General features: G+C 49.1%; 12 protein-coding genes and 1 pseudogene. 7 read left to right on the forward strand and 6 right to left on the reverse strand.

Annotated elements, in window-relative coordinates:
• Positions 1-3 precede the first annotated feature (3 nt).
• From FDZ78_RS04455 to FDZ78_RS04465, 3 genes are all read right to left on the reverse strand, one after another.
• A complete protein-coding gene (locus tag FDZ78_RS04455; protein WP_136408090.1) occupies positions 4-1,725 on the reverse strand; it encodes a DUF6056 family protein in 1,722 nt (573 codons plus the stop codon).
• A gap of 487 nt (positions 1,726-2,212) precedes the next feature.
• Positions 2,213-2,755 (reverse strand): hypothetical protein, encoded by a 543-nt coding sequence (locus FDZ78_RS04460; RefSeq protein WP_136408281.1) that lies wholly within the window; start codon positions 2,753-2,755, stop codon positions 2,213-2,215.
• Positions 2,756-2,827: 72 nt separating this feature from the next.
• Positions 2,828-3,073 carry a hypothetical protein gene (locus FDZ78_RS04465; protein ID WP_136408280.1) on the reverse strand — a complete coding sequence of 82 codons (246 nt, stop codon included), beginning with the start codon at positions 3,071-3,073 and terminating at the stop codon, positions 2,828-2,830.
• A 310-nt stretch (positions 3,074-3,383) separates the two neighbouring features.
• On the opposite strand from FDZ78_RS04465, the gene FDZ78_RS04470 reads away from it, so the two are divergent.
• From FDZ78_RS04470 to FDZ78_RS14590, 3 genes are read left to right on the forward strand one after another with little or no spacing between them, the layout of a single operon-like run.
• Positions 3,384-4,475, forward strand: a complete 1,092-nt coding sequence (locus tag FDZ78_RS04470) for an HK97 family phage prohead protease (protein ID WP_168181969.1) — start codon at positions 3,384-3,386, stop codon at positions 4,473-4,475.
• 25 nt (positions 4,476-4,500) lie between these two features.
• Complete coding sequence (locus tag FDZ78_RS04475; RefSeq protein WP_136408278.1) at positions 4,501-5,382, forward strand: phage capsid protein; 882 nt, start codon at positions 4,501-4,503, stop codon at positions 5,380-5,382.
• Positions 5,383-5,394: 12 nt separating this feature from the next.
• Entirely contained in the window at positions 5,395-5,562 is a 168-nt protein-coding gene (locus FDZ78_RS14590; RefSeq protein WP_168181967.1) for a hypothetical protein, read from the forward strand.
• A gap of 480 nt (positions 5,563-6,042) precedes the next feature.
• Here the strand turns inward: FDZ78_RS14590 and FDZ78_RS04480 are convergent, their stop codons facing one another.
• Complete coding sequence (locus tag FDZ78_RS04480; protein WP_136408091.1) at positions 6,043-7,341, reverse strand: M18 family aminopeptidase; 1,299 nt, start codon at positions 7,339-7,341, stop codon at positions 6,043-6,045.
• Positions 7,342-7,513: 172 nt separating this feature from the next.
• Between FDZ78_RS04480 and FDZ78_RS04485 the strand changes: the two genes are divergently transcribed.
• Entirely contained in the window at positions 7,514-9,739 is a 2,226-nt protein-coding gene (locus FDZ78_RS04485; protein ID WP_240740415.1) for an alpha-xylosidase, read from the forward strand.
• A gap of 655 nt (positions 9,740-10,394) precedes the next feature.
• On the opposite strand, the gene FDZ78_RS14805 is transcribed toward FDZ78_RS04485, so the two are convergent.
• Positions 10,395-12,236: a leucine-rich repeat protein gene (locus FDZ78_RS14805; protein WP_240743524.1), complete on the reverse strand. Its 1,842-nt coding sequence runs from the start codon at positions 12,234-12,236 to the stop codon at positions 10,395-10,397.
• A gap of 6 nt (positions 12,237-12,242) precedes the next feature.
• A pseudogene (locus tag FDZ78_RS14945) lies at positions 12,243-13,712 on the reverse strand (leucine-rich repeat domain-containing protein); the annotation flags it as partial.
• A 365-nt stretch (positions 13,713-14,077) separates the two neighbouring features.
• Here FDZ78_RS14945 and FDZ78_RS04495 point away from each other — a divergent pair.
• The 3 genes from FDZ78_RS04495 (at position 14,078) to FDZ78_RS04505 (ending at position 17,593) form a co-directional block, all read left to right on the forward strand.
• Positions 14,078-15,370, forward strand: a complete 1,293-nt coding sequence (locus FDZ78_RS04495; RefSeq protein ID WP_124075690.1) for a site-specific integrase — start codon at positions 14,078-14,080, stop codon at positions 15,368-15,370.
• Between the two features lie 265 nt (positions 15,371-15,635).
• Entirely contained in the window at positions 15,636-16,781 is a 1,146-nt protein-coding gene (locus FDZ78_RS04500) for a hypothetical protein (protein WP_124075691.1), read from the forward strand.
• Positions 16,782-16,891: 110 nt separating this feature from the next.
• Entirely contained in the window at positions 16,892-17,593 is a 702-nt protein-coding gene (locus tag FDZ78_RS04505) for an Abi family protein (RefSeq protein WP_124075692.1), read from the forward strand.
• Positions 17,594-17,808: the final 215 nt, after the last annotated feature.

The following is a 17,808-nucleotide window of genomic DNA, read 5'->3' on the forward strand; positions in this document are numbered from 1 at the left end:
CGGCTAATTAGAGGGTGTTTCAACATACGAAACAGAATTATAAGGCCCTGTTACCTTGACATGACAGGGCGCTATGTATATGAGACTCCGGCCATCGCGGGTGCGAAACCGGATCTGCACCGACTCCATGCTGTCAAATCTCCGGCCATCAGCACACTCGTAATCACACTTTATACCACGCGACGCCACTTCAGTCTCAGTCCCAGTCCAATAAGTCATAGTCATCCGTCTGTCAGGCATGATCAGCTCATCGCCATAGGCAAACACATCTGCCCCACCTGAAAGTTTCGCCGGAAATCCGGGCCGTTCATGACTGTCATGACCGCCATTGGAGCTGCGTTCCATCCAATCGACCATTTCAGCCGTCAGACTCTCCAGCACAGGCGGAACAACCGCAAAGACTTTGTCGCCGGGATAAAAATCATTGTAACTGTTGATGTGGAGCGTGGTCCGCCAGTGGGCGTTGACCGGATGAAGCAGCGTCAGTTTTGACATTGCAATCGTATAATCACGATATACAGTCCCCGTCTCCGACTCCGCCATCTGCCGCTCGATCTCCTGTTCTTCATCCCATAGCCGCTTCTGAGTCCTGATGACATTGATATAGAAGACCACGATCATAAGCAATGCCACCCCGGCCAGACATTTCACCACCGTGGCCGGCCATCTGACAAAGACCGTCCGAAGCAGCCCGAACATTGTCAGCGAGGCAAAAAGATTGCAGATCCAAAGAGCCCGCGGATTGGAAGGGGACGATTTGAATACTATCACCGCTGACACCACAAAGGCCATCGCGACAACGACATCCATTGCTTGTGGATGCCAATAATGATCCCGACATCCTCCAAGCGCACATTTCCGGATGCGGCAAGCCATCAAGACAACAGCCAATCCCGCCAAGACTACTACAGGCAGCGACAGAGTAAGCACTGTCTTCAGATTGACCGGGGCGCCCACAGAGACAGATGAAAACCTCATCCAAAGGCCCGGCGCACTGACAACCCAAAGTGCTCCCGCAGCAAAAACGGCTGTGAGAATCCACCACTGCCACGGCATACGGAAACACCTTAGAAGCGCCCACGCCCCAAGACCGCATCCGACAGGCACGGCATAACCTTCATGTATCCATCCACACAGAAAGGCATAAACACCACCTGCGACAAGCACCGGAACCGGGAGCCTGCCGCTTGCCACACGACGCAGCAGGACGAGAAACCACACCGTCATGGCCGACGGCAAAAGGACATTGAATGAATTGTCGATCCCCATCGTGCCGAAGGGCCACGAGAACGTAAATGTCATCCACCCCCAGAAAGCGATCATGACCAGAGGCAGGTCTGAGCGTCGGGGGGAACACAGCTGTCCCGCACCAAGGATAAGAAAGGCCCCGCTCAGTCCGACTACAAGCGCCAGAGTCCATTTGGGCAACAGAGCCATACGCATCGCCATGAACACGATGTTGTCCAGCCGGCAATTGTCGATAGACCTCAGATAGGCCGTGAAATTCCACATCCTCGGCCAGGAAAACTCCTTGACACCGCCGTTGGCTGTCATCCAGTCGACAGGAAGGGCATAATCGTCACCGATATAAGGTACATGGAGCGAGAAAAGTGCATAGATCAGCGCGGCGAGCAGCACACCCGCCCAACAGACAAGTCTTCCTCCGGGCGACAGAGGTCTGTCAGCGCCCGGAGGAAGAGTCGCATATAATTTCTCAGAAAACACGATGTATGGGCGGAAAAACGAAAAGTGCAAAACGTTGTGTAATGGTAAACGGTGTTATTTTCAGTGGGTTGCAGGGCGTTTTGAGGGCGATTTTTGGCACTCTGAAAACGTGATTTTAGTTGGATTTGCTTGGATTTTGCTTGGATTTTCGCGGCTGAAAGTGTGATTTTTACTTGGATTAAGGCTTTGTTATCTTGGATTTTAGCTGTATTAGCAGGGTGATGCGGTGGTTATTGTGCGTCTTGTGCGTTGTCTTATTTGCGGCGCGAGGTGTCAGTTAGCGTAAGATTGACCTCTATTTTGCGCGACTCCGGGAGATTGTGTAAAACGGCACTCTTGTATAAAGATTGAATGTGTAATGGCTCAAATGTGATAAAACGCAATATAACAATACTTTATAAAATGTACTTTTCGTTTTGCGCCGAGATTGTGTAATGGATATAGTGTTGGGGTTACATTTGCCATCCAACAAAGTGCGTGGAACAATCTATTTTAGGCGTTTCAAAGCGTCCTGCAATCGGTAAAACAGCGAGGCGGCTTCATTGTCCCATTGGGCTATATCGGCGAGAGGTTCAAGTGCAATTTCCATTTGTATCTTTATGCCGTCAAGTGTGGGTAGTTTATCCAAACCCATTTTTTCAAGTGTAGAAACCTTAGTACCGATTTGCCCGGCAATCACTTCAAGGCTCATTCCGCGCACCCTCATGTAACGAGCCAATCTGTTTTTCATTTGTGCGCTATGCTCAAATGTGTAAAGTGTCTTTCGGCAAACTCCTAATATGGCGGCCAAATCATCTTTTGTGCCGTTGTGCTTCATCACAGCGTTGTAATAGCGTTCCGGGGTCAGTTTCGGTTTGTCCTGCTCCTGCGTGGATTCTTCGGGTGAGGACTCAGCAAGCGAGCGGCGCAATTTTCGGATATAACCGCTTTGTGCGCTTATATGCAACGTGTCGGCAATCTCGCTGTCAGTGAAGCCACACGAAATCAACTCAATAATGCTTTGTTTCTTTGATTTGGATTTATTTGACATTCAGCATAATATGTTATATTTGAGCGTTAAGCGGCGGCAGTCGCCCGAAAGCAACCGCCGCCGTGTTGTGTATCAGTTCAGCGAAAAACCGCCAAGCAGGATTTTAGGGTTTACCTTTGCGAGAGCCACGGCCATTGCGGTATTGTGGCTTTTTTTCTCGGCGAGATGTCGGGGTAAATCAATGCCGTTTTTCTCCAAATAGTATTGGAGACCTCCGATTTGCTCATGCGCCTCCGCGAGGCGTTCCAATAGTTCTTTGGTGCATCGCTTGTAAAAAGCGATAGTCTGCGCGTCAGCTGTTTGCGTCTGCTTGTTCATAACTCAAGTATTTAAGGAAGTTAAATAAAAAAGCGACCCTTAGGTGTCCTACGCTTACTTGAGTAAAAGCGCCGGGGCGTTTCCGCGCTCCGCACCATAGGCCGCTAAATATCTTTGGGGTGTTGTTGAAATGAATCATTACTCAAGTTTTTTAGGATGCGCAAATTTAGCCCTAAAATTCGGTTTGACAAAATATTTCGGGTACAAAATTGGGAAGTGTAGAAATTTTACGCAAAAAGAGTGTAAAGTTTTTACACTCCGTTTTGCCGTTATGGCATTAACGGCCAATTTTGCGCCAAACATTACGACAATGGCAAACGACACAAAAACAACAACTTTCATACTTTCGGACGAGTCACTGAACTCTTACGGCTTTGTGGTTCAGACAGCCGGAATCGACACGGCTCAGTTTGAACGTAACCCGGTTATGCTCTACATGCACGACCGCGAAAGCGGCGTTGTTGGCCGCTGGGAGAATATCCGCAAGGATGGCACCAAGCTAATCGCAGACGCGGTTTTTGATGAAAGCACCGAGTTGGGCGCAAAGATTAAAAAGCAGGTTGACAACGGTTTTTTGCGTTGCGTGTCAATCGGTATCGACAATGTGACGCAGGAGGATTTGAACAACGTTCAGACGGTTGTCAAATGCCGTTTAATCGAGGCTTCGATTGTGGATATACCGAGCAACGCCAACGCCGTGAAACTCTTTCGCCGCTCCGGGTCGTTCACCTATCGGCTCTCCGATCTCAACGACAACGCCTCCGATGCGTTCAGAACCGCCGTAATTGCCGCGTTAGGGCTTGAACCGGGCGCGAGTGATACCGAGATACTCCGGGCGATAGAAAAGGCCGTAAACGGCACGGAAAACGCCGAGGAACTGCTAAACAACGCCGTAGCACGCGGATATATCGACCCGGCGCAACGCGAGAACTTCCGGGCGATGGCGAACGGCAACCGCCGCGCCCTCATGGCGTACATAGACACCCAACGAAATACCGAGGCGAAAGAGATAGAAACAATGCTCAGAACCGCCGCCGGAACGTCAAGGATATTGAGTTACGAAACCGACCTTTACCGCCGTATCGGTGAGGCGATGGGGGCGCGTACGCTCCGCGAACTGCTTGATACGCTGCCCGGCCCGACAAAACCGCTTGACTTTATCAACCGAGGGAACGGGCGCGAGGGCTGGGGATTGCGCGAATACCGCAAGTTTGCCCCTAAAGAGTTGCAGGACAACCCCGATTTATACGCCCGGTTAGTCAAGGAGGAGACGGGGCGCAGTGTCGAGCCTCATTCGCTTGAATGGTATCGGCGCAACAATCCCGAATATCTCAAAGAGCACCCCGAAATATATCGGGAACTACTTGAAAAAGAGCGAGAACAGAGAAAAAGAAACCAATAAAAACCACCAACCCCCAAAACGCTGAATGGCATTAAACAAAGAAGTCTGGATTAACCAGATAATGGAGGGTTTTTACCCCGATGACAGCTTTTTGCAGAAAGCAAAGGATTTTTCCGGCTTTGTGGAAAATGACCGTCTGCACATTGCAAGCGCGGGAATAGACCCCAAAGTGTTGATTAACAACACGACATATCCTATTAAGACGGTCGAGCGCGAGGACGATGACAATGAAATCGTGCTTGACAAGTTCGAGACCGAAAACACGCTTGTGCGCCGCCCCGAGGCTATCGAGTACAGCTATGACAAGCTCGAAAGCGTAATCAGTCAGCACCGCGCCACACTCCGCAAAAGCGTGGCGATGAAAGCGATACACGCTTATGCGCCAACCGCCGACACGACCGACACTCCGGTAATTCATACAAGCGGACTCGCCACCGCCGGGCGCAAGCGTCTGACATTCGCCGACATTCTCGCCCTTAAAGAGCGTTTCGATGACGCAGACATACCGCTGACCGACCGCTACATTGTGTTGCACCCGAAACATGTCACCGACCTGCTTTTGCAGGACACGGAACTGTTCAAGAACCTCACCAACATCAAGGACGGCAAACCGTTTCAGTTCGCCGGATTCGGTTTTTATTCATTCGCGCAGATGCCCGTATATTCTGTCAAGGACGGCGCACTTACAAAAGTGGCGTTCAACGCCGTAAAGCCTGCAAACGCGCAGTTCGCGTCCGTGGCGTTCTATGCCGGGGAGGTGATGAAAGCGGACGGCGAAATCTATATGTATTCCAAAGAGGATGACCCAGGCGAACGCGCCACAATCGTGGGCTTTGACAAGCGTTTTGTCGCGCTGCCTATCCGTGGCAAGGGTATTGGCGCAATCGTAAGCGCATTAACCGAATAAAATACAGACACAATGCACGAGAACACCAAACGCAGAATACAGGCGGTCAAGAAACTGGCCGCAAAGCATTACGAGGAGGGCAATCTCGCCAAGTGCCACAAAAGCGTTTGGCGCAGGTTCATTCTCCCGGTCTACGGCATAGGTTACAGAACCTATCTGAGCTATCTTAAAACCGAATAGGACGCCAACCACATACCTACAACAAACGCGGCAACCACAGCGGAGCGCGGCGGCAATCTCAACCGATGCCGCCGCGCTTTTTCAGTCCCGAAACCGGGCAAATTTGGCCGTGGAACAATTTAGCAGCGCAATTATTGCCTGAATAGCAAAACCGAGGAGGGGACTATTTCTAAAACGCTGATTAAACAAGGCTTAACCACATAAAACGGCATTTTTAGTCCGTTTCGCACTCCAACTCAAAAAATGTACTTTTCGTTTTTTGGGGGTTTGTACCGCTTTTGTAAGTGTCTGAAAATCAATACTTGTTTTGCGGTACTAACTTTTTAGAGTTGTACCGCTAATTTTTTTAACGGAATTTCGGAAAATTGGTCGCAATGTAAACTATATCAAACGATTAGGCGATTTTTTTAGCGGTACTAAAGCGGTACTTTTGATTTTGCTAAATTGCACTTTTCGTTTTGCCGATTATAGATGGTCCGTTTAGAGATCGAAGAAGGTCTTGAATGCCGCTATGGTATAGGCATGGTCTTTAGTGGCCATCGTCTCGCGGATCGAGTGCATGGCCCATATGGCCTCGCCCATGTCTACGCCGCGCAGGTCGATCTGCGATGTCAGAATATTGCCGAGAGTCGATCCGCCGGCCACATCACTGTGGTTGACGAAATACTGACAGGGCACTCCGGCCTTGTCGCAGATAGAGCGGAACACGGCAGCTGATTCGGCATCGGTCATATACTTGCAGTTGGCATTGATCTTGATCACCGGACCGCCGCCCACCACGGGGTGGTTTGTCGGGTCATACTTCTCCGCATAGTTCGGATGGAAGGCATGGGCGTTGTCAGCCGAGATCATAAACGACCGGTCGATCGAACGCAGATAATCCTCCTCACTGCCGCCGAGACAGCCTACAATGCGGCGCAGCAGCTGGGCGAGCACCGGCGAAGCGGCCCCCTGCTTGGTTCCCGATCCGGTCTCTTCATTGTCAAACACAGCCATCACACGGGTCTGTGCCGTCGACGAAGTCTCAAGCAGAGCAGTCATAGCGCCGTGGACCATACTCAGGTCATCCAGGCGACCCGAAGTCAGAAACTCATCGTCAAGCCCCACGGTGCAGGCGGGAGTGGTGTCGAAAAGCGAGAGGTCGAAATCAAGAATGTCGTCCACACGGCATCCGAGCGCATCAGCCACAGTGCGGAGCAGCAGATTGTCCTTCTCGGCGGCATCTCTGACAATGGCTATCACCGGCAGCATGTCTTTCTGCTTCGAGAGAGGATTGCCCTCGTTGACAGCGCGGTTGAAATGGATGGCAAGGTGCGGTATGATCAGCAGCGGGCGGTCGAATTTCACTATCTCTGTACGGGGATGCAGCGGATCCCCGCCGCGGAGCACCACACGTCCGGCCACCGAGAGCGGACGGTCGAACCATGTGTAGAGAATCGGACCACCGTAGACCTCCACGTTCAGCCTGACAACCCCACCTTCGCTGATCATCTCGGCCTTGGGCTTGATGCGCAGGCAGGGAGAGTCAGAGTGGGCCGAGATTATGCGGAAACCGGCGTCAGGGCCTTCGGTGGTCACTGTAAACGCGAAAATGGCGCTTGAGTTCTTTACCAGATAATATTTTCCGCCCGGCTGAAGCTGCCAGCGGGCCGCGGGGTCAAGCATGGTGAAACCGGCGGCGTCAAGATGGCGTCTGACGGTCTTGACGGCAAGAAAATTGACCGGACTTTCGTTGAGGAACTCCATGAGGTTCCGTGCGGTGACTTTGATATCTTCCATGTGATTCAAATTTCAAGGTTTACGGCAAATTTACAATTTATTCGCGAGAATTTCATAGCCCGCAAAAATTTCTCGGATTTTTTCATTATATTTGTGCATCTATAAACCTTCAACCTATTTACCCCAAACCTTACCAATCAGCATGTCATTCCGATCATTCATGTCTGCCGTCATGGCCTTCGGCATCCTGACAGCCGCCGCAGACACCCGCACAAATGCAGGCTCAGCCTATCTGCTGAGCCAGAGCATTGATGTCAGCAAGGATTTCGCTGACTTCACCAACACCTATTTCTTTGCCGACTCTCTGGCCGGGTTCGACACTTCGACCGGACGCGGCACCATCAGCTGGAAGCGTCAGCAACTCATGCCCCGTCAGGCCTTCAACGCCAACACCTATCTCCACCAGCCTCTCAAAAGCCTTGATTTTCCTGACACTGCCTATCCGCAAAATCCCGATCTCGGTTTCAGTATCGAGCCGGTCAACGGACGCACACTGCGCCTGCGCATCCACACCTCGCCGGTAGCTCCCGCCGATCCCGACTCGCTTTCGCCCATGCTTGCCGGACCGGTAGCCAACGATGCATCCGCCTGGAAGGTCACACGCAAGGGCGCCGACGTTCTCTACACCTCGCCCTACGGTTCTCTGCGCATCCAGGCCGATCCCTGGCGAATAATAATCCTTGACAGCGAGGGCCGCGAACTGAGCCGCACACGCACCTGGAGCGACAACGATTCCACCCAGATCAAGGTGCCACCGTTCAGTTTCATCAAGCGCGGATCAGACAACTCCCGCTCCATCAACCCCGTCTTCTCCCTTACGCCCGGCGAACGCATCTTCGGCTTTGGCGAAGGCCCCGGTCCGCTTGACAAGGCCGGACAGAAGCTCAACCTCTTCGTCACCGACCCGCAGGGCCCGGAAAGCCCCGATATGTACAAGCCCATCCCCTTCTTTTTCAGCAACCTGGGCTACGGCATGTTTATCCACACCTCGGCTCCGCTGACCGCCGACGTGGGCCAGAGCTACATCGGAGCCAACAAGCTCTTCATGGCCGATGAAGACCTTGACCTCTTCATCATGTGGGGCACTCCAAAGGAAATCCTCAGCGAATACACCGCCCTGAGCGGACGTCCAGAAATGCCACCGCTGTGGAGCTTCGGCACCTGGATGAGCCGCATCAGCTACTTCTCCGAAGACGAGGGACGCGACGTGGCGGCCAAGCTGCGCAGCAACCGCATTCCCGCCGACGTGATCCACTTCGACACCGGATGGTTCGACACCGACTGGCAATGCGACTACGAATTCTCGCCCGAACGCTTCCGAAACCCGCGCAAGATGATCTCAGATCTTGCCAAAGATGGGTTCCACATCTGCCTCTGGCAGCTCCCCTACTTCGTGCCCGGCAACAAATACTTCCCCGAACTCGTCAGCAAGGGTCTCGCGGTCAAAAACGGACGCGGCACTCTGCCCTATGAAGACGCCGTGCTTGATTTCACCAACCCGGAGACCGTCAGCTGGTATCAGTCGAAACTCGGCTCGCTGCTCGAAATGGGCGTTGGCGCCATCAAGGTCGACTTCGGCGAAGCCGCTCCCCTCGATGCCATCTATGCCAACGGCCGCAGCGGTCTCTACGAACACAACCTCTACCCGGTGCGCTACAACAAGGCCGTGGCCGACGTGACCCGCCGCATCAAGGGCGACAACATCATCTGGGCCCGTTCAGCCTGGGCCGGATCGCAGCGCTATCCGCTCCACTGGGGCGGTGACGCGGCAAGCACCAACACCGGTATGCTCGGCACACTCCGCGCAGGCCTCTCGCTCGGCATGAGCGGTTTCTGCTTCTGGAGCCACGACATGGGCGGCTTCGTCACCTCAACCCCCGAAGCCCTCTACCGCCGCTGGCTCCCTATGGGCTTCCTCTCGTCACACACCCGCGCCCACGGAGCGCCTCCGACCGAGCCCTGGCTCTATGAAAATCCGGAATTCACCGACTACTTCCGCCGCTGCGCCGAGCTGAAATACTCGCTGATGCCCTACATCGAGCAGCAGGCCGCTACCTGCGTGGCCAACGGATGGCCCATGCTGCGCGCCCTGCTCGTGGAGTTCCCCGATGATCCCGGTGTCTGGACCGTTGAAGACCAATACATGTTCGGCTCCGACATACTCGTGGCTCCGCTGCTCACCGAGACCTCCGCGCGCAACGTCTATCTGCCCGCCGGACAGAAGTGGACCGACTATCAGAGCGGCCGCAGCTATTCGCCCGGATGGCACCACATCGAGGCCGACGGTCCGATAAAGTGCATCATGCTCGTGAGGGAAGGCGCCGAGATTCCCACCGTGGCTCCCGCGCAGTCAACCTCGGCGATCGACCGCTCCACTCTGCGCGTGACCAAGTTCTGACCCGATTCCGTTAAAAAACGGGGCAATTTTTCAGAGCTACTTATCGGAAAGAAGTTCTGCAAAGATACAACACCCGGCCTCCTGAAAGAGTGCGATAATACGGAAGCACGCCATCCGGAACGGTAAATCGGTGTCCTCGACCGGACACCACATGCCGAGAGGGATCGCAAACCCGTGACACCTGCGCTTTGCGCTCCGGTGTCACGGGCTACGAGTAAACTGATGTCCTGGCGGACATCACCACCCGGATTCTGTGCGACTCTATCCGGATTCTGAGCGCATCCATCCGGCCTCAGCACGCGAAGCGTGACCCGGACAGAACCCCAAGCCCTAACCAGTCCGAAAAGACGGACCTTGGAAGGCTCTGCGGTTAGCGGGTGTCCGGCAGGACACCGGTTTACTCGTAGCCCCCGACACCGCAGCGCTTTGCGCGTAGGTGTCGGGGGATTGAAAGACATTCAAACTATCGTGGTGTCCGGTCGAGGACACCGATTTACCGCCCCGGACGGCTGCGCAACGGCGCGTGTCCATCCGGAGCGGTAAATCGGACGGCTTTGCGTATGACGACATCCACAGAACAGAAACCGGGCCTTGAAAGCGCGTTGAATCCGCTTTCAAGGCCCGGTTTGTATGGTATGTGTGATCAGATTTCAGATCACTTCACAAGAACTTTGGTGACACTGCTGCCCCGGCGCACAATGTAGATGCCGGGGGCAAGGCCTTCAGTCGAATCGCCGAGTCTGATGCCGTTGATCGAATAGACTTCCACAGGACCGTCTACAACCACATCGGCCACCGGAACATCAATGCCCGACTCATCAGAGCCGTTGACGCCGTAGACAAGTTCAGGCCCGTCGGCATAGAGCGTAGAGGCGATGATGCGGCATCCACCCTCGTCAGCACCTTTGCGGACAGTCACAAGACCGTTGTTGTCAACGGTAGCGACAGCCGGATTGGTAGAGCGCCAGAAAATCTGAGGCAAGGTGGCATCTGCGGGCCACACCTTGGCCGACAGCTGGATGCGGTCGCCGGGCTCTCCGCTGATGCTTGTCTCTCCCTCGCCGTCTATGCGCCGGGCCACAGTCATCGAATAGCCTGTGAAACGGTCCCAGCAGGTATAAGCATCATAATAGGCATCAATCACATCCTGACCGCCCTGCAGATAGAGCTTCGCGCTGTAGTCGCTGAAGGCAGTGTAGGGCGCTGTCGGGGGCTTCTGAGCGGTAATCGCCACAGATTCCACATTCGCGTTGCCAGCGAAAGCATTTTCGCCGATAGTCTCCACTCCGCAGCCGATAATCACTGATTTTAAATTATTGCCACTGAATGCATACGCACCGATAGAGCGCACAGATGATGGAATCACGACTTCAGACAAAAGTCCGACACTAAAAGCATTGGCTCCAATCGACTCCAGGCCGCTTCCTAATGTCAGATTTTCAACATTCCGACAAGCAATAGACGCATCATCAGGAATGGCCTTTACAAGGTTGCCTATGACAAGGGTCTTAAATCCGACTACTCCAATTTTACTGTCACCACCCCAGTCACGGCCTATATACATTGACTCTGCATTAGCTCTCGTATCCTGGTTGGGATAATGATAAGATCCAAAAATATCCGTCCCGAAAGATATCGGCTCAGTCGAATCTTCGATCCGGAATTCAGTCATAGATTTGCAGCCGGCAAACGCCTGGTTGCCGATAGTCATTACCGCTGCAGGAATGCTCACAGAGCGCAGACCTGAGGCATAAAACGCGTTTGCCCCAATGCTCTGCACGGACTCAGGAATGCTCACAGAGCGCAGACCTGAGGCATAAAACGCGTTTGCTCCAATGCTCTGCACGGACTCAGGAATCTCAAACGATTCAAGAACAGAACAGCCATTGAACAAACCGGAAGGAATCAGACCAATGCCCGGTCCGGCAATGACTTCTTTCAGAGCGCTGCAACCGCTGAATACATCAGAGTCAATGCGTTGCACAGTCGCAGGTATTTCAAACGATTCCAAAGCCGTGCAATCCTTGAAAGCACCACGGCAGATGATCTCAATCGAAGCACGCGGATTTATAGTCATCTCTTTCAGTTCGTAGCAAGCGCTGAATGCCTCCGGGCCAATCACCTTGACATAATAGCGGCGGGGATTGTCAGGATCTGACATATCTGTCACTCTCTCAGGGATAGTGGCCCCGGTTATGCTTTTTGACACAACACCGGCAAGTATGGCTGTCGGTTTCTCCGGATCGTCATTGACAAGTCTATATCTGAATATACCGTCATCAATGCTTGTGTTAGAGATATCGGCACCACCGGCATTTATGGATTTGAATTCCTTCCAGTCGGTTGAAATATAGTCAATAATCGTACCTTCAGGAATTTCAAGCACAGCATCGGAATATGTATTTGAATTCCATACCGAATATTCCATAAGCGGAGGCACAGGATTCAGCACCTTTATTTCTGTAATCTTACTGTCTATCGGATATTGATAACCCATATTGGTATATCCATAACAATAAAATGCATTATTCCCGATTGATTCCACTGACTTGCCAAGGCAGACAGAGGTCAATGCTCCACAACTTGAGAATGCCGATTCTCCGATTGTCCTGACAGAATCAGGGATGACAAGCGAAGTCAGACTACTACAGTCTGAGAACGCAGATTTTTCAATTGTTTCTACCGATTCGCCGATTTTCAACGATTCCAGTTTTGTACAGCTTGAGAACGCAGATTCTCCGATTGTCCTGACAGCATCAGGGATAACAAGCGAAGTCAGACTACTGCAACCTGAGAACGCACTAATTCCGATTGTTTCTACCGATTTGCCGATATTTAACGATACAAGATTATTACATCCTGAAAATACACTGTCGGCAATTGATTTTATACTATCTCCGATTGAAAGTGATTTTAGAGTCGTCTTGTTATCCTTAAACGGAAAAGGCATATTCCCTGTCTCCAGATTTCTACCATAGTGCAGCTTTTCTAATGGGGAGGTACTAAAATCGAGCTCTTTAGAATAATTACCAACCCATACCAAAGGAGTTTCTCCATCTTGAATAGTCAGCTCTTTCAGGCTGCTACAGCCTCTAAACGTATAACTCTCAATTGTTGTGACCGTATTCGGTATAGTCATTGATGTCAGGCCGCTGCAGTTATAAAACGCATAGCTCCCAATTGTTGTAACTGAACTCGGTATAGCTATTGACGTCAGGCCACTACAGCCGTAGAACGCATATTTCCCAATTGTTGTGGCTCCACTCGGTATAGTTATTGATGTCAGGCCGCTGCAGCCCAAAAACGCACTACTCCCAATTGTTTGAACTGAATTTGGAATTGTTATTGACGTCAGGCCGCTGCAGCCGGAGAACGCATGGTCCCCAATTGTTGTGACTCCACTCGGTATAGTTATTGATGTCAGGCCACTACATCCGGAGAACATATAGTCTCCAATTTTTGTGATTCTGCTCGGTATAGTTATTGATGTCAGGCCACTACATCCGGAAAACGCATAGTCCATAATGGTTGTGACTGATTCCGGAAGAGTTATCCCACCATTTTTGCATGGTAGACACAACCATACAACTGACATATCTTTTGAATAGACAATGTCATCCACACATATCAGGTTCGGATTATCTTCATCAATAATGAATTCTTTCAAATTACTGCATTCTGAAAATGCTTGGCCTCCGATTAATTCAACTGACTTGCCAATTTTTAAAGATGTCAAGCCATAGCAACCATAGAAAGCTCTATCCATTACATTTACAACCGAGTTCGGGATATCTATTGAAGTCAGACTCGTGCAACTCTCAAACGCACTCGGCCCTATATATTCAACTGATTCCCCGAATTCAACAGAGGAAAGTCTGAGACTTGCATAAAATGCTTCACGACTAATAGATTTAAGAGTATTCGGCAAACGTATAGATGAAATATAACTACCTACGAAAGCGCTGTTTATCATATCATTTACTATATACGGTTTCCCATAGCCATAAATAGTATCAGGAATTACCACATCCCCATTTGCGCTACGATTTTCATATACTACTGCAGTTCCCGGAAGTCCGTCTGCCGGCTCACTTGAAGCATAATATTGGAAGGTGTCGCTTTAATGGTATAATTTCAGCGAAAAAGAATAGAACGTAATCATGTTATTGGTCAGTGATTTAGTATTTTTTGAATCTTTGGTATTTTTCGTTGTTTTGTATTGTTTTTCGCATTCAGTACAACTTTAGTACGCCCCTGAATGTTAAGGAGTGTGTAGTACACCTTTTGTGTTTCAGAGGTTTGACATACCTTTGCCGACACGACAAAAAACATTTAGATATGCCAAGACTCAAAAACCTCTCGAAACAGAACCCGAAGCTGCTTCAAAAGACGCTTCAGGATGGTCGTGCGAGTCTGTATCTTGAATACTATCTCGGACGACATGAAACTCCGGTGCTTGACGAAGACGGCAACCCCGTTTTATACACTGAGGGCGCAATGGCTGGAAAGCCTAAATACAAGATTACCCACAACCGCAAGAAGGAGAGTCTTAATCTCTACCTTTGGCTCAATCCCCGAAATCAGCAGGAACGGTTGCAGAACCGGAATACTTTGGCTCTCGCTGAGAAAATAAGGTTTGAACGTGAGCAGGAGTTTCTTGAAGATCGAGAGGGTTACCGTTTGCAAAAGGAAAAGGAACCGAATTTTCACGATTTCTTCCGCAGGATTTATTCGGAGGAGGCAACGATAACCAAATCGGCCAAGCTTGCATTCCGGCTTATCCATAACCGCTTTATCAAATATCTCAATTCGATACCCCGATTCCAACGGTATGCCACGTTCATACGTTTTGAGAATGTATCGAATGAGATTGCTGTCGGATTTGCCGAATGGCTGAAAGGGATATGCGCCGGAGAGGGTGCCCGAAAGTCTTTCTTCTATTTCAAGAAAGCCTGTGCAATGGCGATAGAGGAAGGAATGATGAAGAAGGACCCTTGCAAGGGTATCGTCATCAGATGTGACACTAATGTGCTGACAAAGGATATTCTCACCAAGGAGGAAATCGAACGACTGTTGCTTACCCGATACAAACAGGAACGCCCCGATATTCAGAGAGCCTTTGTTTTCTCGCTGTACACTGGAATCCGATTTTGCGATATAGTCCGGCTGACTTATTCAAATGTGGATTTTAGTTCCCGCACACTTCGTTTCAATCAGGTCAAGAGCGAAGGGCGAAGCGCACACAGTGCGGTTGTCATGCCATTGAGCGATGACCTTATGGAGATAATCGGATTCCCGCGTGATCCGGAGATAATGTCAGAGAAAATTTTTCCACTGCCACATAATTCCATTTGCCGTAAGCATCTCAAGGAATGGGTCAGGCAGGCCGGGATAAACAAACGCATAACCTGGCACTGTGCCCGCCATAGTTTTGCGGTAAATGTACTGAGTGCCGGAGCGAACATCAAGACTGTATCATCTTTGCTCGGACACGCCAGCATAAAGATGACAGAGAAGTATCTTCATGTAATTGACAATCAGAAGAAGGATGCGATGAACAGTCTCGGAAGAATATCATTTCGGCGTGATGACATATTCTCCCGCGAATCCTCCTCGGATGTTGAAGATTGACAGTTCATACCCCGTGGCATTCTTGACACTTTGGCTCTTTCGCTTGTTATAGAGTTGTATAGGCGGTCAAAAATGACTACCTTTGCAATAAGATTCAACGTCATAATGTTTTTGTTTCATTTTTGACGTGGATTAGTGGTTGGACATCGGGAGGGAAACCCGATGTCCTTTTATTCTAATTCTGAATTAGAATTTCCCAAAGTTGTAAATATCATTGAAATTTATTATCTTTGCTCCTTAAATCAACTCATACTCAACAACTAATATGAAATCAAATAAAATCATATTTTTTCTTGGTGCTGGTTTCTCTAAGGATGCCGGAGGTCCCATTCAAAATGAGATTATCCAAAATATCCTTAGTTCGGATTTTTATGAACATTTTTCAGATAATGAGGATGTAGTAAAATCCATTGATGAGTTTAAGGAGTTTCTTAGAAAAGAATTGTTGTTATCAGACGAAATGTTTTCTAAAATTGCGTTAGAAGACGTTTTTACGCCCATTGACAGATGTATTTCACAAGGTTTGTCGTTAGGTTCATATTCTGCAAAAAGTTTAATGGATCTAAGAGAAAAGCTACATCTGTTAATGGCTCGCTCCATTCAATACGGTGTTGATTTTCGAGGTCATAATAAAACCTATATCACAAAATTCGCTGATTATATCAATTCCATCGCAAAACAAAGAATTGCAAATCCGGAATTGGATGGCATAGGAATAATCACAACAAATTGGGATATTTTGTTAGACAATAGTCTGTATGATTTAACAAGTCATGAATCTCAAATTCTCTGTGAAGGGGATACTCTACATGGCCCAATTTCAGTTGTGGATTACTGCTGTTACATCAGTTCATTAGATAATGATCCATTTATCAAACCCGGATTGTTAGCGTTGGGTAGAAATGGATATAACATAAAATATCTCAAACTTCATGGTTCTATGAATTGGCTACACTGCCCCCTATGCCAAAGAATGTATGTAAAGTTCGGGGAAAAGACAATGTTTGAGACTACATACTGTAAATATTGTAAGTCTAATTATAACCTTGGGAACAAAGCAGCTTCTATTAGACTTAGAGGTAACCTCATCTTACCAACCTTTCTTAAAGATTTAAGCAATATTCAAATCCGACTTATATGGCAAAATGCAGGAATAGAGTTATCTGAAGCCACAAAAGTTGTTTTTATTGGGTATTCTCTTCCAGCCGCAGACTTTGAAATTCGTCAGTTACTATCTCGATTTATCCGGAAAGATGCTAAAATAGAAGTAGTGTTTCACCCGACAGCAAAAACAGAGGAAATCGATCGGTATAGAATATTTTTTGGAGATAGGCAATTTACCGAAAAGCGCATGACTGTAGGTGAATATGTTGATAGTCTATTTTCTGACACTCCATTGAAACCTAGATAAAACAAAACCCGATAGCTTGATATACAGGGGCTACCGGGATTCAACACTGCAAAGGTAGTGCTTTTTATCTTAAAAACAAAACATTACTCCAAAAAGATTAAGATTTTCTGATGAAATACGCAGATTTTGAGAAAATAATGTCCTCCAAAAGGATGGAGCGGTATCTGACAGCCTGCGGTGGCGACACCCGTAAGGCTATGACGCTCTATCGCTACAATCTACAGATTTCACAGGAAATGTTTACTATTGTGAGTTGCTTCGAGGTTGCACTGCGTAATGCGATTGATAGTAAACTTACTGATAATCTTGGTGAGGATTGGCTCAGAGATTCAATTATGCCAGACGGAGTATTTACTGAACCGATTTTGAGGAAGACGCGTGATATTATCGCCTTTGCCCATCGTAAACTGATACAATCCCATTCATATAGCCATCCCAAACTATTGGCTGAAATGGAATTTGGCATCTGGAAGTATATGTTCTCGCCGATACAGTATAGAGTGACCGGGCGTAATCTTCTCACTATATTTCCCAATAAGCCCCGGTCATCAAGGGAGATGCAGTATAATCAGACTTACATTTTCAATGAGCTTGATAAGGTCAACTCCTTGCGAAACCGTATTGCTCACCACGAAACCATATGCTTTGCCACAAACACGTCAACAATAGATACCTCCTATGTGATAAACATATATTCCAAGATAAAGACATTGTTTTCGTGGATGGATATTGACAGCAATTCGCTCTTATATGGGTTAGATCATATAAACCGTGTCTGTGCTCAGATCAATCAGTTAAAAGCAGGAATTTGACCCGTCAAAATCAGCTCCATAACGCATATTCGCCCTCGGAGCCTCCAAAAATTTGGATATTTCGTAACTGTTTTGTAGCTTAGCCGCCGAAATAAGAATCAAGCAGGAATTATGAAAGACACACGTCAGCCAATGTAAGACCAATATCGGACATGGCTGAACAATTTCATTTTTCTTTTGTTAGGAAGTTATCAAAAGTTAGGTGGCAGTAGCCC

The sequence above is a fragment of the Duncaniella sp. B8 genome (assembly GCF_005304985.1).
Taxonomy (GTDB): Bacteria; Bacteroidota; Bacteroidia; order Bacteroidales; family Muribaculaceae; genus Duncaniella; species Duncaniella muris.

Excerpts from the sequence above, each read along its gene's own strand:
- FDZ78_RS04500 (WP_124075691.1), top strand. The coding sequence starts at position 15,636 with ATGAAATCAAATAAAATCATATTTTTTCTTGGTGCTGGTTTCTCTAAG.
- FDZ78_RS04480 (WP_136408091.1), bottom strand. The coding sequence starts at position 7,341 with ATGGAAGATATCAAAGTCACCGCACGGAACCTCATGGAGTTCCTCAAC.
- FDZ78_RS04505 (WP_124075692.1), top strand. The coding sequence starts at position 16,892 with ATGAAATACGCAGATTTTGAGAAAATAATGTCCTCCAAAAGGATGGAG.
- FDZ78_RS04470 (WP_168181969.1), top strand. The coding sequence starts at position 3,384 with ATGGCAAACGACACAAAAACAACAACTTTCATACTTTCGGACGAGTCA.
- FDZ78_RS14590 (WP_168181967.1), top strand. The coding sequence starts at position 5,395 with ATGCACGAGAACACCAAACGCAGAATACAGGCGGTCAAGAAACTGGCC.
- FDZ78_RS04495 (WP_124075690.1), top strand. The coding sequence starts at position 14,078 with ATGCCAAGACTCAAAAACCTCTCGAAACAGAACCCGAAGCTGCTTCAA.
- FDZ78_RS04465 (WP_136408280.1), bottom strand. The coding sequence starts at position 3,073 with ATGAACAAGCAGACGCAAACAGCTGACGCGCAGACTATCGCTTTTTAC.
- FDZ78_RS04460 (WP_136408281.1), bottom strand. The coding sequence starts at position 2,755 with ATGTCAAATAAATCCAAATCAAAGAAACAAAGCATTATTGAGTTGATT.
- FDZ78_RS14805 (WP_240743524.1), bottom strand. The coding sequence starts at position 12,236 with ATGGGTTATCAATATCCGATAGACAGTAAGATTACAGAAATAAAGGTG.
- FDZ78_RS04475 (WP_136408278.1), top strand. The coding sequence starts at position 4,501 with ATGGCATTAAACAAAGAAGTCTGGATTAACCAGATAATGGAGGGTTTT.
- FDZ78_RS04485 (WP_240740415.1), top strand. The coding sequence starts at position 7,514 with ATGGCCTTCGGCATCCTGACAGCCGCCGCAGACACCCGCACAAATGCA.